22 protein-coding genes are annotated in these 23970 nt (G+C 39.4%); 10 read left to right on the plus strand and 12 right to left on the minus strand.

Translation table 11 applies throughout. The features are described from left to right. Window positions 1-183 precede the first annotated feature (183 nt). Window positions 184-519, plus strand: a complete 336-nt coding sequence (locus tag GWJ05_RS05410; RefSeq protein WP_036932912.1) for a zinc ribbon domain-containing protein YjdM — start codon at window positions 184-186, stop codon at window positions 517-519. Window positions 520-613: 94 nt separating this feature from the next. On the opposite strand, the gene thiL is transcribed toward GWJ05_RS05410, so the two are convergent. From thiL to queA, 10 genes are all read right to left on the minus strand, one after another. Beyond that, window positions 614-1597 (minus strand): thiamine-phosphate kinase, encoded by a 984-nt coding sequence (gene thiL, locus GWJ05_RS05415; protein WP_036932914.1) that lies wholly within the window; start codon window positions 1595-1597, stop codon window positions 614-616. Between the two features lie 104 nt (window positions 1598-1701). Next, window positions 1702-2118 (minus strand): transcription antitermination factor NusB, encoded by a 417-nt coding sequence (gene nusB, locus GWJ05_RS05420; protein WP_036932915.1) that lies wholly within the window; start codon window positions 2116-2118, stop codon window positions 1702-1704. 28 nt (window positions 2119-2146) lie between these two features. Next, on the minus strand, window positions 2147-2617 hold the full coding sequence (gene ribH / locus GWJ05_RS05425) for a 6,7-dimethyl-8-ribityllumazine synthase (protein ID WP_036932916.1): 471 nt from the start codon (window positions 2615-2617) through the stop codon (window positions 2147-2149). Between the two features lie 212 nt (window positions 2618-2829). Continuing rightward, window positions 2830-3984: a bifunctional diaminohydroxyphosphoribosylaminopyrimidine deaminase/5-amino-6-(5-phosphoribosylamino)uracil reductase RibD gene (gene ribD, locus GWJ05_RS05430; protein WP_196738616.1), complete on the minus strand. Its 1155-nt coding sequence runs from the start codon at window positions 3982-3984 to the stop codon at window positions 2830-2832. Between the two features lie 62 nt (window positions 3985-4046). Then, complete coding sequence (gene nrdR / locus GWJ05_RS05435; RefSeq protein ID WP_006535128.1) at window positions 4047-4496, minus strand: transcriptional regulator NrdR; 450 nt, start codon at window positions 4494-4496, stop codon at window positions 4047-4049. 116 nt (window positions 4497-4612) lie between these two features. Continuing rightward, a complete protein-coding gene (secF, locus tag GWJ05_RS05440; RefSeq protein WP_036932918.1) occupies window positions 4613-5581 on the minus strand; it encodes a protein translocase subunit SecF in 969 nt (322 codons plus the stop codon). Between the two features lie 10 nt (window positions 5582-5591). Next, window positions 5592-7439, minus strand: coding sequence for a protein translocase subunit SecD (gene secD, locus GWJ05_RS05445; protein ID WP_072024185.1), 1848 nt, complete (start codon window positions 7437-7439; stop codon window positions 5592-5594). Window positions 7440-7471: 32 nt separating this feature from the next. After that, complete coding sequence (yajC, locus tag GWJ05_RS05450) at window positions 7472-7807, minus strand: preprotein translocase subunit YajC (RefSeq protein ID WP_006535133.1); 336 nt, start codon at window positions 7805-7807, stop codon at window positions 7472-7474. An 85-nt stretch (window positions 7808-7892) separates the two neighbouring features. Beyond that, on the minus strand, window positions 7893-9035 hold the full coding sequence (gene tgt, locus GWJ05_RS05455) for a tRNA guanosine(34) transglycosylase Tgt (RefSeq protein WP_036932921.1): 1143 nt from the start codon (window positions 9033-9035) through the stop codon (window positions 7893-7895). Window positions 9036-9217: 182 nt separating this feature from the next. Then, window positions 9218-10291 carry a tRNA preQ1(34) S-adenosylmethionine ribosyltransferase-isomerase QueA gene (gene queA, locus GWJ05_RS05460; protein WP_036932923.1) on the minus strand — a complete coding sequence of 358 codons (1074 nt, stop codon included), beginning with the start codon at window positions 10289-10291 and terminating at the stop codon, window positions 9218-9220. Window positions 10292-10398: 107 nt separating this feature from the next. Here queA and GWJ05_RS05465 point away from each other — a divergent pair, with 107 nt between their 5' ends. The 9 genes from GWJ05_RS05465 (at window position 10399) to ydhT (ending at window position 20766) form a co-directional block, all read left to right on the plus strand. Beyond that, window positions 10399-10986, plus strand: coding sequence for an acyl carrier protein phosphodiesterase (locus tag GWJ05_RS05465; protein ID WP_036938675.1), 588 nt, complete (start codon window positions 10399-10401; stop codon window positions 10984-10986). Between the two features lie 451 nt (window positions 10987-11437). Beyond that, window positions 11438-12040: a peroxiredoxin C gene (locus tag GWJ05_RS05470; RefSeq protein WP_036911731.1), complete on the plus strand. Its 603-nt coding sequence runs from the start codon at window positions 11438-11440 to the stop codon at window positions 12038-12040. Between the two features lie 301 nt (window positions 12041-12341). Beyond that, window positions 12342-14102 (plus strand): gamma-glutamyltransferase, encoded by a 1761-nt coding sequence (ggt, locus tag GWJ05_RS05475; RefSeq protein WP_087802968.1) that lies wholly within the window; start codon window positions 12342-12344, stop codon window positions 14100-14102. A gap of 613 nt (window positions 14103-14715) precedes the next feature. Beyond that, entirely contained in the window at window positions 14716-15345 is a 630-nt protein-coding gene (locus GWJ05_RS05480) for a ferredoxin-like protein (RefSeq protein ID WP_006535141.1), read from the plus strand. Between the two features lie 53 nt (window positions 15346-15398). Next, entirely contained in the window at window positions 15399-17501 is a 2103-nt protein-coding gene (locus GWJ05_RS05485) for an aldehyde ferredoxin oxidoreductase (protein ID WP_087802966.1), read from the plus strand. A 22-nt stretch (window positions 17502-17523) separates the two neighbouring features. Continuing rightward, a complete protein-coding gene (locus tag GWJ05_RS05490) occupies window positions 17524-18237 on the plus strand; it encodes a YdhW family putative oxidoreductase system protein (protein WP_226905399.1) in 714 nt (237 codons plus the stop codon). A gap of 66 nt (window positions 18238-18303) precedes the next feature. Next, a complete protein-coding gene (locus GWJ05_RS05495; protein ID WP_036932928.1) occupies window positions 18304-18975 on the plus strand; it encodes a 4Fe-4S dicluster domain-containing protein in 672 nt (223 codons plus the stop codon). Further along, window positions 18972-19769: a thiosulfate reductase cytochrome B subunit gene (gene phsC, locus GWJ05_RS05500; protein ID WP_036932930.1), complete on the plus strand. Its 798-nt coding sequence runs from the start codon at window positions 18972-18974 to the stop codon at window positions 19767-19769. Before GWJ05_RS05495 ends, phsC begins: the two co-directional genes overlap by 4 nt. Window positions 19770-19794: 25 nt before the next feature. Continuing rightward, complete coding sequence (gene ydhT, locus GWJ05_RS05505) at window positions 19795-20766, plus strand: protein YdhT (protein WP_087802960.1); 972 nt, start codon at window positions 19795-19797, stop codon at window positions 20764-20766. A 69-nt stretch (window positions 20767-20835) separates the two neighbouring features. Here the strand turns inward: ydhT and brnQ are convergent, their stop codons facing one another. Both brnQ and phoR read right to left on the minus strand, forming a co-directional pair. Continuing rightward, a complete protein-coding gene (gene brnQ, locus GWJ05_RS05510) occupies window positions 20836-22179 on the minus strand; it encodes a branched-chain amino acid transport system II carrier protein (RefSeq protein ID WP_036938677.1) in 1344 nt (447 codons plus the stop codon). Window positions 22180-22657: 478 nt separating this feature from the next. Further along, window positions 22658-23956, minus strand: coding sequence for a phosphate regulon sensor histidine kinase PhoR (gene phoR / locus GWJ05_RS05515; RefSeq protein WP_087802958.1), 1299 nt, complete (start codon window positions 23954-23956; stop codon window positions 22658-22660). Between the last annotated feature and the right edge of the window lie 14 nt (window positions 23957-23970).

Below are 23970 nucleotides of genomic sequence, written 5' to 3' on the forward strand. Positions count from 1 at the left end.
GCAAATTTACATCAAATCTATTATACTATCGCCCTTTCGCATTATCAGAGGCAATACCATTAAGGGAATTGCTTAGAATTTTCACTCTTAAACGATAATGTGTCCTTTAATTTATGGGGCAAGTGTTATCCTCATTGTGACGATTAATCACTTCCCATTTTGATAAAATTTGAGAGTATTATTATGTCATTACCTTCTTGTCCTAAGTGCAATTCAGAATACACCTATGAAGATGGTGCAATGTATGTTTGCCCTGAGTGTGCTCATGAGTGGAACGATGCTGAATCTGTGGTTGATAATGATGAGTTAGTAGTTAAAGATGCCAACGGTAACTTATTGGCAGATGGCGACTCCGTCACCGTGATCAAAGATCTGAAAGTCAAGGGCAGTTCAACCATGCTAAAAATTGGTACTAAAGTAAAAGGTATCCGTTTAGTCGAAGGCGACCATAACATTGATTGTAAAATTGATGGCTTTGGCTCAATGAAATTAAAATCTGAATTTGTGAAGAAAAGCTAAGATAGAAGATTATTAATAATCTATTTAAACATAAAGTTAGATATTACCAATATTCTTAAAGGCGCGAATAAAGCGCCTTTTGATTAAAGTAAGGTTACTCATTAGCATCACTAAAGTGATCAAACCCTTTAAGATTAGGGTGTACATCTTTACCATCACGTAAGTAACGGATCCCTTCAGCAATCGGCATAATTTGCCCTATACAATGAAAGTCAGCCCCTGTATGCGCCAATGCGATCTCTAACGCACCTCGATTGATCTCTGGTACTGTAAAACATAATTCATAATCCTCACCACCACTTAATGCCCAAATCTCCGCTTGTTCTTCACTGACTTCGGCTTTCATCGCAGGTGAATAAGGTAATGAGTCTAAATTTAAACGCGCACCACAGCCACTAGCTGTGAGAATATGATTCAAATCCGAAATCAACCCATCAGAAATATCAATTGCAGATGTCGCTAAATGACGCAATGCTTGGCCTTGCAATAAACGAGGCTGAGGGCGTAAATGCCTTGCAACAAAATAATCACTATGTTCTTTTTCTGTTGGCTGTAATCTATTTTGTAATACGGCAAGCCCTGCGGCACTATCCCCTAAAAAGCCCGTAACGTAGATCCAATCACCTATTTTTGCACCAGAACGCAATAATGCCGTTCCTTGAGGAACTAGTCCTTGTATTGTGATTGTTAAACTTAAAGGTCCACGAGTCGTATCACCGCCAATTAACTGGATTGCATAATAATCTGCTAATGCAAAGAAAGAACGACTAAAAGCCTCAAGCCATTCACTGTTTGTATCAGGTAATGTTAATGCCAGAGATGCCCAAGAAGGATCAGCCCCCACAGCGGCTAAATCACTAATATTTACAGCCAATGCTTTATACGCTAAATCTTCAGGTGAGATAGAAGGAAGGAAGTGAATGCCACTGACTAAAGTGTCGGTGCTAATCGCCACTTGCTGCTTTTCAGGTACTGTCAATATTGCGCAATCATCACCAATACCTGTACTTACGTCTTTTCGTTTTACAGGCTGTGACGTGAAATATTGTTTGATAAGGGAGAATTCACCACAAGGCATTATCAATTTCCTATTTAGCTGTGCCTACTAAACTCGTTTTATTAAACAAAAGGCCGGAAATACCGGCCTTGAATTATTTACCATAGAGGAAACGTGAAAAAACGTTATTTTTTACGTCGTACTGTTGGTGCTGCTTTATCAAGCACGCCATTAACAAACTTATGGCTATCGTCAGCACCAAATACCTTAGCCAGTTCAATCGCTTCGTTAATCGCAACTTTGTAAGGAACATCTTCGCGGAAGCTTAGTTCAAACATTGCTAAACGTAAAATTGCTTTTTCAACTTGACCAAGTTCTTCAAGTTGGCGGGATAAATAAGGCGCCATTGCCTTATCTAAACGTGTTGCATTAATGGCAACACCCACTAAAAGCTCACGAAAATAAGCAATATCTACACCTTGGGTATCCTGCTCGGATAAAAACTCCAATTCCACATCCGCGATGTCATTTCCGGATAATTGCCATGAGTAGATAGCCTGAACAGCACACTCACGAGCACGACGACGAGCAGCAGGTTTCACAAAATTCCCCTTTAGTTAAAACAGATGATTAGCCTTTTATGGCTTTAAGTACATTGATCATTTCAAGTGCTGTCATTGCAGCTTCAGCACCTTTGTTGCCCGCTTTGGTTCCAGCGCGTTCAATAGCCTGCTCAATATTTTCAGTGGTTAAAACACCAAAAGTCACAGGGATCTCACTTTGCATTGCAACTTGAGATAAACCAGAGCTACATTCGCCAGCAACGTATTCAAAATGTGCGGTTCCACCACGGATAACAGTACCTAACGCGATAACTGCATCGTATTTGTCGCTTTCAGCTAAAGCTTTAACTGTTAACGGTAGCTCGTAAGCACCTGGAACCCAAACGACGGTAATATTTTCAGAAGAAACTTGTCCAATACGTTCTAATGCATCAACCGCGCCTTCAAGTAGGCTGTCATTGATGAAGTTATTAAAACGGGCAATTGCAATTGCTACGCGTGCATTTGGCGCCGCGACAACACCTTTGATTACGTTCATAGGTTACCTTTTTCTCCTATCCGCGGGGCGCGGATTTTATCATATTCTTTCCCTTACTGCGCTCTGTTTTATTATTACACAGCAAGGGTGCCAAAAATCCTTGATAAATCAAGGTATTTAGTTGGCTGATAACGATGTCGTAACGACAGGAAATAACACACACGGCGCCATTTTACTACAAATAGCGCCGTAGACACACTTATTTGCGTCTATTAATAACGAGGTTTTAAACAAACTCTGATATCAGAGCCAATTTGTTGAAGAGAATCTACTTTAAATTCAGGCGCTTCAGATAATGAGGAAAGAGGAGAAAGTACAAATAAATCTCGCGCATCACTCCCTAAAATTTTAGGTGCGATATAAATAATAAGTTCATCAACAAGCCCAGCTTCCAATAAGGCTCCTGCAAAATGCGCCCCACTTTCAACCCATACGGTGTTAATATTGCGGCGCCCTAATTGCATCATTAGTAATACTAAATCTACGCCACTATTTTTAGCATTCGTTGGTAATAGAATTTCTGAAACATTGCCTTGCCAATCATTTGGATGAGATCGCGTGCGTGCTAACCAACATTCGCCTTCAATTTGAGTGATTTTATGGTTTTCAGTCACTCTATTTTGACTATCGGCGACAATACGAATAGGTTGGCGTAGCGTTTCTTCTGGATAAATCGCTTTGATTTCATCTGAAAGCTCATCCCAACGTACATTCATAGAAGGATTATCAGCAACTACGGTTGCACTTGTCGTTAGAATAGCGCTAGCTTGAGCCCGGAAATTTTGTACATCTCGACGAGATGCTTTAGAGGTTATCCATTGACTTTCACCTGATGCTAATGCCGTTTTACCATCTAAAGATGTACCTAATTTTAGCTGGATATAAGGGAAGCCCGTTCTCATTCGTTTAAAAAAACCGATGTTAAGTTTTTCAGCTTCTTGCATTAAAACACCGTGTGAAACATCAATTCCGGCTGATAATAATTTGTGTAATCCTCGTCCTGCAACTTGAGGATTAGGATCTTGCATCGCAGCAACAACGCGCTTTATACCCGCATTAATCAAAGCATCAGCGCAAGGTGGTGTTTTACCGAAATGACTACAAGGCTCAAGCGTAACATAGGCTGTTGCCCCTTTTGCCTTATCACCGGCCATTTTCAACGCATTCACTTCTGCATGTGGACCGCCAGCATGATGATGATAACCTTCACCGATAATTTCGCCTTCTTTTACAATTACACAACCTACATTCGGATTAGGTGATGTTGTAAAGCGACCTAATGCTGCAAGCTCAATGGCTCGGCGCATATAGTGTTCATCATGCAGACTTTCATTTTCACTTAGATTGTTGCTGTTGTTGTTTGTCATAATAATTACATGTAATTTTATTATTTATCGTTATTTTTCAAATCATTCAATAAAGCGCAGTATCAATCTTGTAATTTTGCGATTTCTTCACCGAAATCTCGAATATCTTCAAAACTACGATACACAGAAGCAAAACGGATATATGCAACTTTATCTAGTTTCTTAAGTTGTTCCATAACAAAATTGCCAATTTCTTTTGAAGGTATTTCCCTTTCACCGGTTGCTCTTAATTGTGATTTGATATGGCTTATCGCAGCCTCAACATCATCCGAGCTGACTGGACGTTTTTCTAATGCTTTAAGCATGCCTCGACGGAGTTTCTCTTCATCAAAAGGCTCACGTATTTCATCACTTTTCACAACACGAGGCATTACAAGTTCTGCTACTTCAAAGGTCGTAAAACGTTCATGACAAACAAGACATTGGCGACGACGGCGCACTTGTGAACCATCACCAACAAGTCTGGAATCAATTACCTTGGTATCTACGGCTCCACAAAATGGGCAATGCATAGTTATTCCTACTTTTGACAATACTCATAAACAGTGTACCTGTTCAGTGAACAAAAAACACCCTGTCAGTATACACTGGCAGGGTGTTTGCGATGTTTTATCAGAAAAACGCTCTATTATGGTAAGAGTGTTGTCTGATCTGCACCCTCTTTTTCCACTTTTTGTATAATCAAGTGTTCACGTTTCATTCCCATTTTCAGTGCTAATGCTGAAGCCACATAAATAGAAGAAATAGTACCAATTGAAACACCGATTAACATGACTAAAGAGAAGCCTTGAAGCATTGAACCACCGAAGATATACAGCATTAAGACAACCAATAATGTTGTTGCTGATGTCATGATGGTACGGCTTAATGTCTGTGTCAGAGAAACGTTCATAATTTCATATGATGTTCCTCGACGAATTTTACGGAAATTCTCACGAATACGGTCTGATACAACAATACTATCGTTTAGTGAGTAACCGATAACAGACATCAATGACGCCACAATGGTTAAGTCAACCTCTATATGGAACAGTGAAAGCACACCCAGCGTAATAATCACGTCATGCGCAAGTGCAATAACAGCACCTAACGCCAAACGCCATTCAAAACGGAATCCAACATAGATAAGAATACAGATAAGTGCTGATAATAACGCCATTGCACCTGTTTGAGCCAATTCGCTACCCACACTTGGCCCAACAAATTCAATACGTTTTACCACTGCGTCGTTATCAACCTTAGCATTGATAACATCAATAACTTTTTTACCTAATTCTTGACCAGCCTGTCCTTCAACAGGAGGCAAACGCACCATAATATCGCGACTGCTACCAAAGTTTTGTAACAGAGGATCTTTAAAGCCTGATGCATCTAGGCTATCACGCATTTTATCAAGGTCGGCTGGTTGACTGAGATTGATCTCAATTACTGTACCACCTGTAAAATCCAGTCCCCAGTTAAATCCTTTCACGGAAATGATAGCAATTGATGCTACCAAAAGCAGAAACGAAATACTAAAGGCGACGTTGTCCCAACGCATAAAGTCAATGACTCTACGACCATGGTTTAATTGTTCAACAGTATAATCCTGTGCCACAACGTGCTCCTTAAATAGACAGTTTCTTAACGCGTTTACCACCATACAACAGGTTTACAATCGCACGCGTACCAACAATAGCGGTAAACATAGAGGTTGCAACCCCGATTGCAGTTGTGATAGCAAAACCTTTAATCGAGCCGGTACCGACTGCATAAAGGATCACAGCTGTAATCAATGTGGTTAAGTTCGCATCAATAATACTGGAGAAGGCACCTTTATAACCTTCATGGATTGCTTGTTGTACTGATCGACCATTACGTAACTCTTCTTTGATACGTTCGTTTATCAGTACGTTAGCATCAACGGCAACGGCAAGTGTTAGTACGATACCGGCAATACCAGGCATGGTCAGTGTTGCGCCTGGTAATAATGACATTACCCCAACGATTAACACTAAGTTTGCCATTAATGCGGTACTCGCAATCACACCAAATTTACGATAATAAATAATCATAAAGGTTATAGACGCAATCAGCCCCCATAAACACGCTTCTAGACCTTGCGTAATATTTTGCAGGCCTAAAGTGGGTCCAATCGTTCTTTCTTCAACAATTTGAATCGGTGCAATCAACGCACCAGCACGTAACAACAGTGATAACTGACGTGCTTCATTCGCATTTGAAATGCCTGTGATACGGAAGCTATTTCCTAAACGACTTTGAATATTCGCAACGTTAATAACTTCTTCACTTTTCACCAATACTGCGCGATCGTTCTCATCACGTTTACCACTGTCTTTATACTCTACGAATAGTGTAGCCATCGGTTTACCGACGTTATCTTTCGTAAAGTTAGACATAATAGATCCACCTGCGCTATCAAGTGAAATGCTCACTTGTGGTTGACCATATTCATCAGCCTGAGAGGTTGAGTCAGTAATGTGGTCACCCGTTAAAATAACGCGTTTATAGAGGATAGTTGGCATACCTTCACGAGTATATTTCACTTCTGAGTCACCCGGAATACGGCCAGTCTCTAAAGCGGAAGGATCAATAGTAGTATTGACTAAACGGAATTCTAATGTTGCTGTCGCGCCTAAGATTTCTTTAGCGCGAGCGGTATCTTGGATACCAGGCAATTCAACAACAATTCGGTCAGCGCCTTGGCGTTGAACTAATGGCTCAGCAACACCTAACTGGTTAACACGATTACGTAGGATAGTAATATTTTGCTGTACAGCATAAGTACGCGCATCACGTAAACGTTCGTCAGTAAAAATAGCTCTTAATGAGTTATTTGCACCATCTCTAAAAATAAGATCTTGGTTACGACGAGTCAGGTAATCTGATGCTTTAGCGCGATCATCCGAGTTACGGAAACGGATTTCAACACCATAATTATCCGTTTTACGGATAGAAGAATACGGAATGCCTTCGTCACGTAATAAGGTACGTAGACTCTCAACATTTTGTTCTTGAAGTTTACCTAACGCAGTTTCCATATCAACTTCCATCAGGAAGTGAACACCACCACGTAAGTCTAACCCCAGCTTCATCGGCTCACCGCCAATGGCTTCTAACCATTTTGGTGTCGCAGGTGCAAGATTAAGTGCAACAACGAATTGGTCGCCTAATGCAGGCAACAACACTTCACGGGCACGTAACTGAATATCAGGGTTACTGAAGCGAGCCAAAATCGCACCATTTTCAAGTGCAATAGATTTCGCTTCAATTTTTTCTTTATCTAGTAAAGATCGAACTTGATCCAGTGTTTGCTCATTGGCGGCGGTTCCCCGCGCGCCAGTGATTTGAACAGCCGGATCCTCACCATATAGGTTAGGAAGTGCGTAAAGCAGACCGATGAGGATAGCGGCTATCAACATCAGGTACTTCCACAAAGGATAACGGTTTAGCACGGCAGTTCCCTTTTCCCTTTGGGGAAATGTAATTAAATAGCTTTCATTGTGCCTTTAGGTAATACAGCGGCAACAAAGTCACGTTTAATAGTTACTTCAGTTGTTTCATTCAGGGCAACAACGATATAGCCGTTATCTGAAACCTTAACAACACGACCGATTAAACCACCCGTTGTTAAAACTTCATCACCTTTACCGATAGAATCCATCAGTTTACGATGTTCTTTAGTACGTTTTTGCTGTGGACGTAGGATCATAAAATAGAAAATCAAAATAAAGATCACTAACATCGGTAGAATAGACATAAAGCTAGCTTCAGGCGCTGCTTGTCCAGCAGAAGCAACAGCATCAGAAATGAAAAAACTCATTCACTTTTCCTCATTGTTGTCGATATCGACGATATTCAAGTTATAAGCCCAATATCATACACAGAATTGGGCTTTCTCGTATACATTAATCACACTTACTCGCACTGCCATTTAGCGGTGGTACGGGTTTTCCAATACGTTCGTAGAATTCATGTACGAACTCTTCAAAACGTGAATCTTCAATAGACTGACGAATTTCAGCCATGAGACGCTGATAATACCGCAAGTTGTGGATAGTGTTCAGCCTTGCGCCTAAAATTTCGTTACAGCGATCAAGATGATGTAAATAGGCACGGCTATAATTTTTACAAGTATAGCAGTCACAATGTTCATCTAATGTTGATGTATCTGAACGATGTTTTGCATTACGAATTTTAATCACACCATCAGTCACAAACAGATGACCATTGCGTGCATTTCGTGTTGGCATCACGCAGTCAAACATATCGATACCACGACGAACACCTTCAACTAAATCTTCTGGCTTACCAACACCCATTAAATAACGCGGTTTATCCGCAGGGATTTGCGGGCAAACGTGCTCTAAAATACGATGCATATCTTCTTTAGGTTCGCCTACTGCAAGGCCGCCGACAGCGTAACCGTCAAAACCAATTTCGACTAGTCCTTTTACAGAGATATCACGTAAATCTTCGTAAACACCACCTTGGATAATACCGAATAATGAATTTTTGTTATTAAGTTCATCAAAACGTTCACGACTACGTTTAGCCCAGCGTAATGACATTTCCATTGAATTTTTCGCATAATCCCAGTCTGAAGGGTATGGTGTACACTCATCAAAAATCATCACAATGTCAGAACCCAAATCGTATTGGATTTCCATTGATTTTTCTGGGCTTAAAAAAATCTTTTCGCCATTAATAGGGTTACGGAAGTGAACTCCCTCTTCTTTAATTTTACGCATTGCGCCTAAACTAAAGACTTGGAAACCACCTGAATCCGTTAAAATAGGGCCTTGCCATTGCATAAAGTCATGTAAATCACCGTGTAATTTCATGATTTCTTGACCAGGGCGTAACCATAAGTGGAAAGTGTTACCTAAAAGAATTTGCGCACCTGTTGCTTTTACTTCTTCAGGCGTCATTCCTTTCACGGTGCCGTAAGTCCCCACAGGCATAAATGCGGGTGTTTCAACAACACCACGCTCAAAAATAAGGCGCCCACGGCGAGCATTGCCGTCGATTTTATCTAATTCGTATTTCACTCATCCTCCAAGCATCAGAAAAACAGTCCAATGCGCAATAAAAAACAGCACATTCTAATCATTTGTTAGACGGCTGTATATGTTACTTCAACAAAAACCTATACTTAGTCAATGGGATTAAATCATAAAATTGAAATAACACTTCATAAAATGAAGAAAACCGTTAAAAAAATAATAAATCTTTATTCTTGTCCGATTTTTTCATTGATAGCTAAAGGATTACGCGTAATAAACATCGCATCACCATAGCTGAAAAAACGATACGCTTGCTCAACCGCTTCTTTATAAGCATTCATGGTGTTTTTATACCCAGCAAAAGCAGAAACCAGCATGATTAATGTTGATTCAGGTAGATGGAAATTAGTAATCAACGCATCAATAACTTGGTATTGGTAACCTGGATAAATAAAGATTTGGGTATCATCAAAGAAAGGGGCGATTAACGCATCGTTTGTTGCTTTCGCAGCACTTTCTAACGAACGAACCGACGTTGTACCGACAGCAATCACGCGATTACCACGTGCTTTACACGCTAATACTGCATCAACCACCTCTTGTGGCACTTCTGCGTATTCTGAATGCATCGTGTGCTCTTCGATATTATCAACACGTACAGGTTGGAAAGTTCCTGCACCAACATGCAGTGTAACAAACGCCATCTCAACGCCTTTTTCTTTTAAGGCTTGAAGTAATGGCTCATCAAAATGTAGCCCTGCTGTTGGTGCTGCAACGGCGCCGGGACGCTCATTATAAACCGTTTGATAAAGCTCTTTATCCGATTCTTCATCAGGGCGATCAATGTAAGGAGGTAAAGGCATATGCCCAATGCTATTAAGAAGGGTCAGAACATCTCTTTCATCATCAAAACGAATTTCAAAAAGTGTATCATGACGCGCAACCATAGTTGCTTGTACACTTTCATCTTCACCTAGCACCAGCGTAGCGCCTTCTTTCGGTGACTTAGAGGCTCTAACATGAGCAAGAACACGATGTTCATCAAGCATACGCTCAACTAACACTTCGATTTTACCGCCTGACGCCTTACGACCATAAATACGCGCAGGGATCACGCGAGTGTTATTAAAAACCAACAGGTCACCGGCATTTATTTTATCTAATACATCAGTAAAAATACCGTGTGATAAAGCACCTGTCTCTCCTTCTAAAGAGAGCAATCGACAACCACTGCGTTGAGGTTGTGGATAGTGAGCAATCAAAGCTTCTGGCAACTTAAATGTAAAGTCTGATACACGCATAATTAAACGACTACTTTCATAAAAAACAGGCGGACTAGTCTAGTGCTGCCCGCTTGTCAGTGCAACAAAGAAGCCCTTTTTTATTCAAAAAGCGTTATGATGATGAGATGAATTATCTTGCTCACTTACATCTGGCCTTTAGAGCAAAAAGCTCTCTATTAGGCAATATGATGGCAGATTACGTCAAAGGCACACCTAGCTCTGATTACAGCCAAGCTGTTATTGAGGGCATTCGTATGCATAGGCGTATCGATGTACTCACTGACACTCATCCATTAGTTAAACAAGCTCGCCTTTTCTTTCCTGATGAATATCGTCGCGTTTCACCGATTACCTTAGATGTTTTTTGGGATCATTTCCTTTCTTTAAATTGGTTAAAATTCGAACCAAATATACCGTTAACTGAATTTGTCATCCAAACTCGAAATATTATTGAACCTGATTTATGGCAAACGCCTGAAAAATTTCAAGAGCTCAACGAGTATTTGTGGTCACAAGCTTGGTTAATTCGTTACGCTGATAAGTCTTATATTGCTCAAACATTGAAAGGAATGGCGAGAAGAAGGCCACGATTAAGTGCGCTAGCCGGCTCTTATATTGTACTTGAAACTCATTATGATGAATTAAGTGAGATTTTTTGGCAGTTTTATCCACAATTGCTAGAAAGAGCACAGCATCATCAACTCGATGACTGATACATTTAAAGCCCTTTTGACGTTCATCTTTTTGTCATATTTTGAGATCACATTTGATAAACCAAAGAGATTCTAAGTCAACGTATCATATTATTCGTAACGATTTGTTAACAAGCATAGTATTCATTTTCAAAGTTGATTAGAATAAGCCGTCATACAAGGAGTCATAAATAATCCTACTTTGTTGTATTCAGTTAATAGTTATAATCTATCAAATAGATTGTTCTGTTTAACTTTATCAATAGCGATTGATTATTTATGCTGTAGTTATTATTTAAAAACAGGGTACATACTCTAAATAGTTCGAAGTGTAGCTAGGCGACAAGTAAATGAGTCACTAGAAGCATACAATAGTATGAGGCTAGTGCGAGTCAATGCAGTCAACAACGCTACAACTTGAAATATGACGAATATAACCCCTCTAAACTCTTTCAATTTACAGGAGTACATTATGGTTCTGGTTACTCGCAAAGCCCCTGATTTCACAGCTGCTGCCGTTTTAGGTAATGGTGAGATTGTTAATGATTTCAACCTGCATTCATTTATCAAAGGCAAACCTGCCGTTATTTTCTTCTGGCCAATGGATTTTACTTTTGTTTGCCCTTCAGAGCTGATTGCATTTGATCACCGTTTTGAAGAGTTCAAAAAACGTGGTGTTGAAATCATCGGTGTTTCTATGGACTCAGAATTTGTTCATAACGCATGGCGTAAAACCCCAATTGATGATGGTGGTATTGGTGAAGTTAGATACCCAATGGTTGCTGATATCAAACATGACATCATCAAAGCTTACGGCATCGAACACCCAGAAGCGGGCGTTGCACTACGTGGTTCATTCTTAATTGACAAAGAAGGTGTTGTTCGTCACCAAGTCGTTAACGATCTGCCATTAGGTCGTAACATTGATGAAATGATCCGTATGGTTGACGCACTGCAATTCCACGAAGAGCACGGCGATGTTTGCCCAGCACAGTGGGAAAAAGGTCAAGAAGGTATGGGCGCATCTCCAGACGGCGTTGCTAAATACCTGAAAGCAAACTCTGGCAAACTGTAATTTAACAGTAAGCTAAAGTATTTCTAAAAGCCTGTGAAAACAGGCTTTTTTATTGTTTATCGCCTCACTTATCTATTCTTAAATCATCCCCTTATTACCATTATTAATTATCCATAATCTTATTATTTGCCAGCTTAAAGAGAATTTTGTGATCATCACATCAAAAAAAATTCACCTCAACAATAACCTCTCTCTATACTTATTGTTACGCAATTGTTAATTAATATTAATAACAGCGTATACCACTCCTATTTTGCTTGTCTTTATTTAAGATAACTCACTGTTATTAATGGAGATAATAATGATTATTATAAAAAGAACTCACCTGCTGTTACTCACTGCCCTTTTTTCACATTCACTTTATGCAGCCTATGAGCCTGCTGTTGAAGCACAACATGGTATGGTTGTCTCTTCTCAACATTTAGCATCCCAAGTAGGGAATGATATTTTACAAAAAGGAGGGAATGCCATTGATGCAGCCGTTGCTGTTGGTTATGCGCAAGCTGTCGTAAATGCTTGCTGTGGTAATATTGGTGGTGGTGGTTTTATGACCATACACCTTGCTGATGGCACAAATACCTTTATTAATTTTAGGGAAACAGCACCCACAGCGGCTTCTAAAAATATGTATTTAGATAAAGAAGGTAATTTAATTAAAGATGCCAGTTTATACGGTTATCTTGCGTCAGGCGTCCCCGGTACAGTCAAAGGTCTTGATTCTGCGTTAGAAAAATACGGTACACTTTCACGTAAAGATGTCATGGCACCTGCTATTAAGCTTGCAAGAGAAGGCTATATTTTAACGCGTGCTGATACGGATGTATTAGAAACAACAACAGAGCGCTTTAAACAAGATCCTGAATCGGCAAAAATTTTCTTAAAGCCAGATGGAACTCCATGGCAACCGGGTGATCGTCTAATTCAAACTGACTTAGCCAATACACTTGAACTGATTGCAAACCAAGGTGCTGATGCATTTTATCAAGGTGAAATCCCTAAAAAAGTTGAAGAGGCGTCGAAACAACATAATGGTCTGTTAACCCAAGAAGATTTTGCTAACTTCACGATTACAGAAACCAAACCTATCACCTGTACTTATCGAGGTTATGAGTTTATTTCTGCACCACCGCCAAGTTCGGGTGGCATCACTATCTGTCAAACGTTGAATATTTTAGAAGGTTACGATCTTAAATCGATGGGCTTTAACTCTGCTGAATATGTTCATACTCTGACAGAAGCAATGCGCCATGCTTATATGGACAGAAACACGTTCCTTGGTGATCCTCAATTTATTAAAAATCCAACAGAAAAGTTATTAAGTAAAACTTATGCCACCGAACTCCGCCAACAAATTAAACCGAATAAAGCAACGCCATCAGAAAATGTACAACCTGGCATAGCGCCTCATGAAAGTCCTGAAACAACACACTATTCTGTAATGGATAAAGACGGCAATGCAGTTTCGACCACTTACACCATTAATGGTCGTTTTGGTGCTGTTGTTATTGCCCCAGGCACAGGCTTTTTCCTTAATAATGAGATGGATGATTTTACAACCAAAGTCGGTGAAAAAAACCTCTATGGTTTAGTGCAAGGTGAACGTAATAGCATTGCACCATTAAAACGCCCACTATCGTCAATGAGCCCAACTATTGTCACTAAAGAAGGCAAACCTTTCCTGATTTTAGGATCACCAGGAGGCTCTCGTATTATCTCAATCACCTTACAAACTGCACTTAATATCATTGAGTTTGGTATGCCACCACAAGAAGCGGTTAATAGCCCTCGTATTCATCATCAATGGTTACCTGATGAGGTTTATTATGAACAACGCGGGCTATCAAAAGATACGTTAGAAAAACTCACGGCTATGGGATATAAAATGGTAGAGCAAACGCCATGGGGAGCAGCTGAACTCATTATGGTCGGACTCCCTGGAGAGGAAGGTGTGATCCCTGCATCATCAGGTAATGATTCTGCTGTTTCTGGCGCAGTACGTGAAGGTTATCTTTATGGCTCAAATGATGTTCGTCGCCCTGCAGGTAAGGCTGTGGGTTACTGATCACTAAACCACAGAATAATAGTAATATAAGAAACCTTCTCTTGATTAGAAAAGGTTTCTTTTTTTATAAAAATGATCTAGTCATGGTTTTACAATTCATTCATATTTTATTCTATTAATAATAATCAATACCCGTTTTTGATTAAATAATTAATTAACATCAAATATCAATTTATTATTAAAATAATAATATTAGAAATAATATAAGAGCAAATCACCTTTAATTTAACTTCAATAATAGAATATATATAAATGGTATTTATTCTCTTTCGTAACTACAGATAAAAACAATAATCATTTAATTAAAAAAATTAAATATCACGAATTATTTTTATTTCTATGATAGTAATCACAGAATAAATTTTTTAATAACCACACTATCAGAAAGGATAATAAAAATACGTGAAAAAATGGAGATAACACATTGTAAATACAAATATTTAACATTTTACTACAACGTGTTTTTTAATCATAAAAAAGTTTAAATTTATAATATATCTTCTAACGATATCGTTATTATATTTTTTATATAGCGGTAAAGCAAGCGGATAAATAAAGAATTTATCATCACAACTTATTTCTTATTAAATTAGTTAAGCGGAGATAAATATTAATGTCTGATACACATCATCGTCCAATATTAGATATTGGGCTATCAAGACTAGAGTTTCTGCGAATATCCGGTAAAGGGCTTGCAGGGATCACTATAGCACCCGCATTGCTTTCTCTTTTAGGTTGTAAGCAAGAAGAAATAGACAGCGGCATCATTCAATTAACCACGACACCTAAAGGTGTTTTAGTCACTAATCGAGCACGTTGTACTGGCTGTCACCGTTGTGAAACAGCATGTACAACCTGGAACGATGGAAGTGTTGGTTCTTTCTTCTCTCGAACTAAAATTCATCGTCATTTCTATTTTGGTGATAAAGGCATTGGCTCCGGTGGTGGGCTTTATGGTGATTTAAACTTTACAACGGATACTTGTCGTCAATGTAAAGATCCAGAATGTATGAAAGTTTGTCCTGTAAAAGCGATCCGCTATCAAGAAGAATTCGGCTGTATTGTCGTTGATACGCGTCGTTGTATCGGTTGTGCGGCCTGTACAACGGCTTGCCCGTGGATGATGGCGACGGTCAATCCACAAACTAAAAAATCCGGCAAATGTAATTTATGTGGCGAGTGTGCATCAGCGTGCCCAACAGGTGCGTTGCAAATCATTGAATGGAAAGAAATTACTGTTTAATAAAATCCATACAATCACATCACTGAACCACATTTAGATTAGGAAGCAATATTATGATTAACGGCTGGACTGGAAATATTCTAAGAATTAATTTAACTACCGGTGCCATCACTCGCGAAAGCTCAAGCAAATTTAAATCCTTAATTGGTGGTATGGGCTTTGGTTATAAAATAATGTATGACGAAGTTGGTCCTGGTGTTAAACCCTTTGATGAAGAAAACAAAGTTGTCTTCGCGGTAGGACCTTTAACTGGATCAGGTGCACCTTGTAGCTCTCGCGTTAATATCACTTCTCTTTCCACATTTACACGTGGCAATCTCGTTGTTGATGCCCATATGGGGGGTTTTTTTGCCGCATGGATGAAATTTGCTGGCTATGACTCACTGATTATTGAAGGTAAATCAGATAAGCCTGTTTGGATCCATATTGATGATGACCAAGTTTCAATTGAAGATGCCTCTTTCTTATGGGGAAAAGGTGTTCGTCAAACCACAGAAGAATTGTGTGCGCAAACAAGCCCTGAGGCTTGTGTCGCAACCATTGGCCCGGCAGGTGAGAATCTCGTACCTTTATCTGGCATCATTAATAGCCGTAACCACAGTGGCGGTGCGGGTGTAGGTGCCATATTAGGTTCTAAAAAATTAAAAGCCATTGTGGTAGAAGGCAGTCGTGGCGTTAACGTTGCTGATCGTAAAGCATTAAAAGAGCTTAACGACTACATGATGACACAACTGATTGGCTCTAATAACAATCACGTTGTACCAAGCACACCACAATCTTGGGCTGAATATTCTCACCCAGGCTCTCGTTGGACTGCACGTAAAGGGCTTTATTGGGGAGCAGCAGAAGGTGGCCCTATTGAGACTGGTGAAATCCCTCCAGGTGATATCAATACTGTTGGTTTCAGAACGATGAAATCAACCTTTGACTTAGGTCCTGAAGCTGAAGAATACACCGTAAAAATGGGAGGTTGCCACTCTTGCCCTATCCGTTGTATGGCTCAACTCAATGTTCCACAAGCGAAAAAGTTCGGTGTACCACAAACAGGTGGTAATACTTGTGTTGCAAACTTCGTTCACACAACCATTTTCCCTAATGGCCCTAAAGATATAGAGAAAAAAGGAGATGGTAACGTTGTAGGTAACTTAGTCGGTCTGAATATTTTTGATGATATGGGACTTTGGTGTAACTACGGCCAACTTCATCGTGACTTTACCTATTGTTATACCCACGGCGTATTTAAGCGTGTGCTTTCTGAAGAAGAATATAATGATATCCCTTGGGATAAGCTTGAAGAAGGTGATCCTGAATTTATCAAAGATTTCTATTATCGCTTAGCGCACCGTAAAGGTGAATTTAGTCACCTTGCTGATGGCTCTTACCTAATAGCACAACGCTGGAATTTAGGTGAAGAGTATTGGGCGAACAAGAAAAATAAGCTCTGGTCACCAATGGGCTTCCCTATTCACCACGCCAATGAAGCCTCTGCCCAAGTCGGTTCTATCGTTAACTGTATGTTTAACCGCGATGCGATGACACATACTCATATTAACTATATTGGCAGTGGTTTGCCTCTGAAACTACAAAAAGAGATTGCGGGTGAGCTATTTGGTTCTGGTGATGCCTTTGATGAAACCAAAAACTACACACCAATCAATAAAGCCAAAATTGCTTACACCAAATGGACAATTTTACGTAGTTGCTTACACGATGCTGTCACTTTATGTAACTGGGTTTGGCCAATGACAGTTTCACCTCATAAGAGCCGTAATTATCGTGGCGACTTAGAAATGGAAGCCAAATTCTTTACCGCTATCACGGGTGAACCGACAACCTCTAAAGATCTGGATTTAGCTTCAGAGCGTATCTTTACTTTACACCGTGCTTATACCGTTAAATTAATGAATACCATGGATATGCGTAATGAGCATGACCAAATTTGCTCATGGGTATTCGATAAAGATCCTGATATTCCTGTCTTTACTGAAGGTACAGACAAAATGGACAGAGATGATATGCAACTTTCTCTCACCATGTTCTATGAAGAAATGGGTTGGGATCCGCAATTAGGTTGCCCAACAAAAGAAACGTTGGTTCGCCTTGGATTGCAAGATATTGCTGACGATTTAGCATCTCGTGGTTTATTACCAAGTTAATCGGTAAAAGAAGGAGATCATGATGATAGAACAAAATGCATCAGCTTCTATACCACCGGATATTGCTGATGATGCAGATATTGCGTTAGAGCAACCTGATATTTCTCGTCGCCGTTGGCTACTACCATTATCAGAAACAGGTGTTGGACGCAGTGCTAACACCACAATGGGACTTGAAGAAGAACAGGTTGAAGAAATCGCAGAATTATCTGCTGAACAACATCTCGCGAATGCAATACGTCAATGTTCAAAAGAAGGTGAACTACTAGCTATTTCAACGCTGTATGATGCGCCTTATTCTTTGACTCAAGAGGATATTGTGCAGTTAGAAACCGCGTTAAAAAGTGACGAGTTTATTGATATCGCCCATTTAAGTCTCAATGGTGAGGATTATTTTTACTCTGATGAATTTATGTCAGATAACTTCGCACAATTGCAATTATTAAACCACCATGCGGATATTTGTACCGCAATTGCGGGAGTGGTTCGATTTGAGTGCGAAACCTATCCTCGCCCATTGAAACAAAGCATGTTGATGTCTGACCCCTTTCATTACACGGCTTCAGAGATTGAAGATGCACTGACCCTGATGAAAGACCACCCTGACTTTCAAGATATTCAGCAAATTTTAGCGTCTAACGATGCCCCTTATCTCTTTAGCAATACGTTAATGAGTTATGGCAAAGCACGCGGCTTAACTGAATGGATAGAGGTAGAACAACATGAAAATCCTTAACGTTCTATCTTATCCACGAAATGTCATATGGGTATTACAACATCATCAGACTGAGGAGCAAAAATAATGCGTGTTTCTCGCCGTAAATTTGTAGCAGGCATGGGATCGGTCATTTTTTTCAGTGCGCCATTAGGAAATGCGCTTGCGGCAACCGCTGAAAAGAAACCAATCCGTTATGCCATGATCCATGATGAGACACTTTGTAATGGCTGTAATATTTGTGCCACTGCATGCCGTCGATTAAATAAAGTTCCAACTGGAATGGCAAGAATGGATATTGCTCATATTCCATTGAGCCTAAAAGAAGATAACGACAAGTACCATTTCTTTAGACACTCTTGCCAGCAATGTGAGGATGCACCTTGTATTCCTGTATGCCCTACAGGTGCCTCTTGGCGTGATGAAACTAATGGCATTGTACGTGTAAATAAAGAGAAATGTATCGGCTGTAGCTACTGTATATCAGCATGTCCATATCAAGTACGTTATCTTAACCCTGTGACACATGTTGCTGATAAATGTGATTTTTGTCTTGAGTCTCGATTACAAAAAGGCTTCCCACCAATTTGTGTGAGTGCTTGTCCACAAAATGCCTTGTTATTTGGTAGAGAGGACAGCCCTCAAATTCGAGAATGGCTTAAAACACACGAGTATTATATTTATCAACTTGATGGTGTAGGAAAACCCCATCTTTATCGCCGTGTAGGGCCTCATGCTCAAGAGGAGGGTAAAGTATGAGTATCGTCAATACTATGCCAGACAGTGCGCAGTTCCAAGCCACACTAAAAGAGTATGTCTTAATTTATACACCAGACTATTTACCACTTTGGTTAATTATTGCAGGTGTATTGTTTGTTGGCATGCTACTCGTGCTCGCACTTCATGGTTTTTTACGTTATCGCTTTGCCACACCACATGGTCAATCACACCAAGAAGAGAAACTCTATCTTTACTCTAAAGCTGTACGTTTATGGCATTGGAGTAACGCCTCTTTATTTATTTTATTGCTCGTTAGTGGTGGCATTAACCATTTCGCTCTCCTTTCTACTCACGATACGGCGTTATTGGTCAGTGTGCATGAGATCTGTGGTTATCTACTCTTAGTATGCTGGTTATCCTTTGTATTTATTAATCTTGTCGGCGGTAATGGTAAGTTTTACCGCATTGATAGTAAAAACTGGTTTCAACGTGCCTTTATGCAAACTCGTTTTTATCTTTATGGGATTATTAAAGGAGAAGATCACCCCTTCCCTGCAACCCCTAATGTGAAGTTTAATCCACTGCAACAAATGGCCTATTTAGGTGTGATGTATGCATTAGTTCCACTGCTTTTGATAACAGGTGTTTTACTTCAAAACCCAACGTTTATTCCTGCTGATGCAGTAATGTTTAAAGCATGGTTATTAATCGCACACCAGATATTAGCAGTATGTAGTGTCTTTTTTATCATTGGCCACCTTTATCTGTGTACAACAGGAAGAACACCGTTTCAAACATTTCGCAGTATGGTTGATGGCTATCACAGACACTAATAAAGAGATTTATTAAGGAGCTTATATGTCAGTCCCTTCAAAGGAAAATATCACATTAACAAAAGAAGACTTACGACAACTGCATGTTTCCACTTCGCTTTATCGTTGGTTTTTACGTTATTTTCCGGATGGAGGCACTTACAGAGCTATCCATAGTGAGTTAATAAAACAGCGCCGTACACAATGGATAGAAAGCTTGATTCAATATATTTATTTGCGTCATTTTAGCGAAGCCTCCTTTGCCAAACAGGAACAAGAAGTCATGGAAAACATCTTGTTCCTGCTCGGTAATAAACAACCGCAAGGCATCACATTACAACGTCTGCCCTATCACAATACTTTACCTACCTCTGAAAATATTCAATTTTCTACCGAATGGCATCAGCTAATTTTACAAAGTCAGCAACTCAGCACTGATCTTGCTTTATGTGGTAGTAATAACATTGTGGCTTTTTCTGGTGATGAAAATAGCATTGCCAATACAGGCTATAGTAATCAACTCATGAATTCCGGTTTTGCAGGAAAAATGTGTAATACAGGAAATCAGTGCCGTATTGGTAGTTTAGGTGGCCGTTCTCGCATTTGTAATAGTGGTAATGATGTCAAAATTTATGCCTCAGGCAATGGTGTTCATATTGCAAACAGTGGTATGCGTAATTTTATTACGGCCTCTCAACCTCGCGCTAAAATTGCGAATACGGGTGATTTAGCGCAAATCAATGTCACAGGACACAACGCCGTTGCGATTAATACTGGAGATAACTGTAAAGTCACAGTATCTGGTGACGACAGTATTTGTATCTCAACAGGTAATCTTCATCAGTTCTGCTTAGGAAAAGGCGGTAGTGCCGTAATTGCATATCACGACGGCAATCGTACTCGCTTTAAGATCTTCTATGAAGGTGAAGAGGGTATCGTCGCCGGAGTTCATTACTATTTAGATGAAGATCAGCATCCTATTGCGGATATAAAACAGGGCTCTACTTTTATTAATTAATACCTCAAACATATACCATTAAAAAAGGGAAACTTTCGTTTCCCTTTTTACTTTTCAAATCAATGTACTTTATTGCTTATTAAGCATTTCAGTATGGATCACTTTTTTACTCTGTGAGCCTGCAATTTTATCGTAAATACCACATACAACAATCGTCACTAATACTGGGATCAACCACGCTAAACCTTGCTCACTTAATGGTAATTTTGTCGCCCACTCTGGTAATAAATGTTTCAGATAATCAGACGCTTTTATGGCATCAAAAATACCGAAAAATAAGCTAATCGCCATTGCAGGGGCAATAATACGGCTTGGATTATTCCACAATCGTAATGTGAAACTCATTAAAATAATCACAATACAAGGTGGATAAATCATGATCAGCACAGGAATAGAAAACGCGATCAGTTTACTTAACCCTAAGTTTGAAACAACAGCAGAGAATATCGCTAAGATCAATACCAATGTACGATAAGAGATAGGTAAATAGCGACTAAAGAACTCAGCACATGCACACGTTAAACCAACAGCTGTCACCATACAGGCTAAGAAAATCAGCACCGCTAAGAAAAAGCTGCCAAAATTACCGAAAGTATACTGAACATAGGCATGTAAAATATCTGCACCATCTTGTGCACCCGGAATAATGCTGCCACTGCTAGAACCTAATTTAAATAAACTTAAATAAATCGCAGTTAACAATATCCCCGCAATAATACCAGCCCACATGGTATAACGTGTTAACAGTGAGGAATTATCAATGCCCCGAGAACGTGCCGCATTAACAATCACGATACCAAAAACCATTGCGCCTAAGGTATCCATAGTGAGGTAACCGTTAATAAAGCCTTGAGTCAATGCCATATCACGATAAGCATCAGTGGCCGGAATAGCGCCTCCCGCAGGCCAAAATACTGCTGCAACACCTAATACCCCCAATGCCAAAATTTTAATTGGTGCCAAAATATGACCAACACTATCTAACAATTTTCCAGGATAAAGCGAAATCCCAATAACAATTAAAAAATAGACAATGCTGTAAATCAGCAATGATAATTCAGTATCACCCACTAAAGGAGCAATACCCACCTTAAAGGAGACGGTTGCAGTACGCGGTGTAGCGAAAAGAGGGCCAACAGCAAGATAAGCAACAATGGCTAATAATAGCCCCATTGATTTACCAATAGGTGTACTTAATGCCTCAATTCCTCCACCTACTTTTGCTAATGCAACAATGGTTAATACCGGTAAACCGACGCCTGTAACAAGAAATCCTATTGCTGCTGTCCAGACAAATTCACCGGATTGTAAACCCACCATTGGAGGAAAAATAATATTGCCAGCGCCAACAAATAGGGCGAATGTCATAAACCCTAATGCCAGAATATCTCTAGAAGTTAATCTATGTGCCATAAGTTTTGTTAATATGTAGTTACGATAACGGTTAATTACATCAAAATGACGTAACATAAAATCAACAATATCTATTCAAGCTCATATCATCATTATTCAGGATAATATCCATATATAATCATTTAATGCAGAGCAATTAGGTATCAAATAGAAAAAATTGCCGATAACTGGTCACAAGTAAAACTTTTATAATGGAAAAAGGCAATAGCCAATCTAAAAACCAGAATAATCATCTAAACTATTTTTAAGCACTAGTTATAACTATCATATATCATCGAATATACACGATATGATTTGTGCATTTTATCACCAATAAAATGGGGCATTAACAACATTTAAAGTTATTATTAATTAATAATATTAAAATTTAACACTACGATATTAATTTTTTTTGATATCAATAAAATAAAAAAGTGACAAAAAGCCTTTATCATTGATTAAAAAATAAGTGATAAAGGCTTTAAGAAAAGAAGTGTTATTAGTGTGCTTTTTTAGTGGATAACAATGTTTGAGGCAAGATAAATGAGAAAGTACTTCCACTTCCTACTTTACTTTCAATATTCAATTGAGAGTGGTGATGAATAAGCGATTTTTTCACAATCGCCAAACCTAACCCTGTGCCCCCTGCATGGCGGGAACGGGCTTTATCAACACGATAGAAACGTTCGGTTAAACGCGTTAAGTGCTCAGCACTGATCCCCGCACCATTATCAGACACACTAAATAACATACCTTGTGGAATTTTCTTCCAACAGACTTTAATTGTCGTACCTTTCTCAGTGTGATTAATGGCGTTATAGACTAAATTAGAAACCGCACTACGTAGTTGCTCTTCATTACCACGAACAGCCCAATTCCCATCAATATCAAAAATAATGTGATGCTGACCTTGGCTCAATGCGTTCGCTTCTTGTTCTAATAAAACCAAAATAGCAGGAATATCAACAATCTTGTTTAAATCAATATGAGGAGCAGATTCAATACGTGAAAGTTGTAAGAGTTGCTGAACAAGTGTATCCATACGTTTAGCTTGCTCTTGCATTGTGACTATTGCCTTATGCTCTGCAGGTTTCGCGACACAAGTTTCTTCCATCATTTCAAGATAGCCTTGAATAACGGTTAATGGTGTTCTTAGCTCATGACTGACATTAGCAAAAAAATCTCGTCGCGAATTTTCCAATTTATTTTTTTCTGTTACATCGCGAGCTACCATCAAGCGCTGATCTTCGCTATACGGCATCACACGAAACTCCACAATAGAACCATTGTTGAGCGAAATGGTTAAAGGTCGGCTAAAATCATTCGCAGTAAAATAGTGCAAAAAATCCGGGTAACGTAATAAGTTAAAAATAGTTTGCCCATTGTCTTCCGGCCACCGAAAACCTAACAAGTGTTGAGCAAGGCTGTTACACCAAAAAATGTTACCTTCATTTGTCATCATCACAACCGCATCAGGTAAACTTTCAGCGCCACTTCTAAAGCGTTTTATTAAGTCTCCTAATTCTCGACGCCGTTTACGATTGCGTTGTTGTGTTTGTCGAATGCCATAAAAAATAGGTTCCCATCCTCCTCTGCCTTCTGGTGGTAAGACAGAGCGATCTAGCCATAACCATTTAGACAATTTCATCAAATTATAAGCATGCCAGACCAAAGCACTGAGGAGTGATACCACCAGCAACCAAGGAAGATGACCAATAAAAAGCGATAATACAAAAGCAGGTAAGCAAAATAGACATAGCCCCCAAACGAGGGCTTTCCACGATAGTCGTTCTAACACCTGACGATTACTCC

Origin of the sequence: Proteus sp. G2626 (assembly GCF_009915985.1) — a bacterium.
Lineage (GTDB): Bacteria > Pseudomonadota > Gammaproteobacteria > Enterobacterales > Enterobacteriaceae > Proteus > Proteus vulgaris.

What these genes read in the sequence shown, in the direction of transcription:
- GWJ05_RS05410 (WP_036932912.1), top strand. Translation starts at nt 184, where the DNA reads ATGTCATTACCTTCTTGTCCTAAGTGCAATTCAGAATACACCTATGAA.
- thiL (WP_036932914.1), bottom strand. Translation starts at nt 1,597, where the DNA reads ATGCCTTGTGGTGAATTCTCCCTTATCAAACAATATTTCACGTCACAG.
- ribH (WP_036932916.1), bottom strand. Translation starts at nt 2,617, where the DNA reads ATGAACGTAATCAAAGGTGTTGTCGCGGCGCCAAATGCACGCGTAGCA.
- ribD (WP_196738616.1), bottom strand. Translation starts at nt 3,984, where the DNA reads ATGACAAACAACAACAGCAACAATCTAAGTGAAAATGAAAGTCTGCAT.
- nrdR (WP_006535128.1), bottom strand. Translation starts at nt 4,496, where the DNA reads ATGCATTGCCCATTTTGTGGAGCCGTAGATACCAAGGTAATTGATTCC.
- yajC (WP_006535133.1), bottom strand. Translation starts at nt 7,807, where the DNA reads ATGAGTTTTTTCATTTCTGATGCTGTTGCTTCTGCTGGACAAGCAGCG.
- queA (WP_036932923.1), bottom strand. Translation starts at nt 10,291, where the DNA reads ATGCGTGTATCAGACTTTACATTTAAGTTGCCAGAAGCTTTGATTGCT.
- GWJ05_RS05465 (WP_036938675.1), top strand. Translation starts at nt 10,399, where the DNA reads ATGAATTATCTTGCTCACTTACATCTGGCCTTTAGAGCAAAAAGCTCT.
- GWJ05_RS05470 (WP_036911731.1), top strand. Translation starts at nt 11,438, where the DNA reads ATGGTTCTGGTTACTCGCAAAGCCCCTGATTTCACAGCTGCTGCCGTT.
- ggt (WP_087802968.1), top strand. Translation starts at nt 12,342, where the DNA reads ATGATTATTATAAAAAGAACTCACCTGCTGTTACTCACTGCCCTTTTT.
- GWJ05_RS05480 (WP_006535141.1), top strand. Translation starts at nt 14,716, where the DNA reads ATGTCTGATACACATCATCGTCCAATATTAGATATTGGGCTATCAAGA.
- GWJ05_RS05485 (WP_087802966.1), top strand. Translation starts at nt 15,399, where the DNA reads ATGATTAACGGCTGGACTGGAAATATTCTAAGAATTAATTTAACTACC.
- GWJ05_RS05490 (WP_226905399.1), top strand. Translation starts at nt 17,524, where the DNA reads ATGATAGAACAAAATGCATCAGCTTCTATACCACCGGATATTGCTGAT.
- GWJ05_RS05495 (WP_036932928.1), top strand. Translation starts at nt 18,304, where the DNA reads ATGCGTGTTTCTCGCCGTAAATTTGTAGCAGGCATGGGATCGGTCATT.
- phsC (WP_036932930.1), top strand. Translation starts at nt 18,972, where the DNA reads ATGAGTATCGTCAATACTATGCCAGACAGTGCGCAGTTCCAAGCCACA.
- ydhT (WP_087802960.1), top strand. Translation starts at nt 19,795, where the DNA reads ATGTCAGTCCCTTCAAAGGAAAATATCACATTAACAAAAGAAGACTTA.
- brnQ (WP_036938677.1), bottom strand. Translation starts at nt 22,179, where the DNA reads ATGGCACATAGATTAACTTCTAGAGATATTCTGGCATTAGGGTTTATG.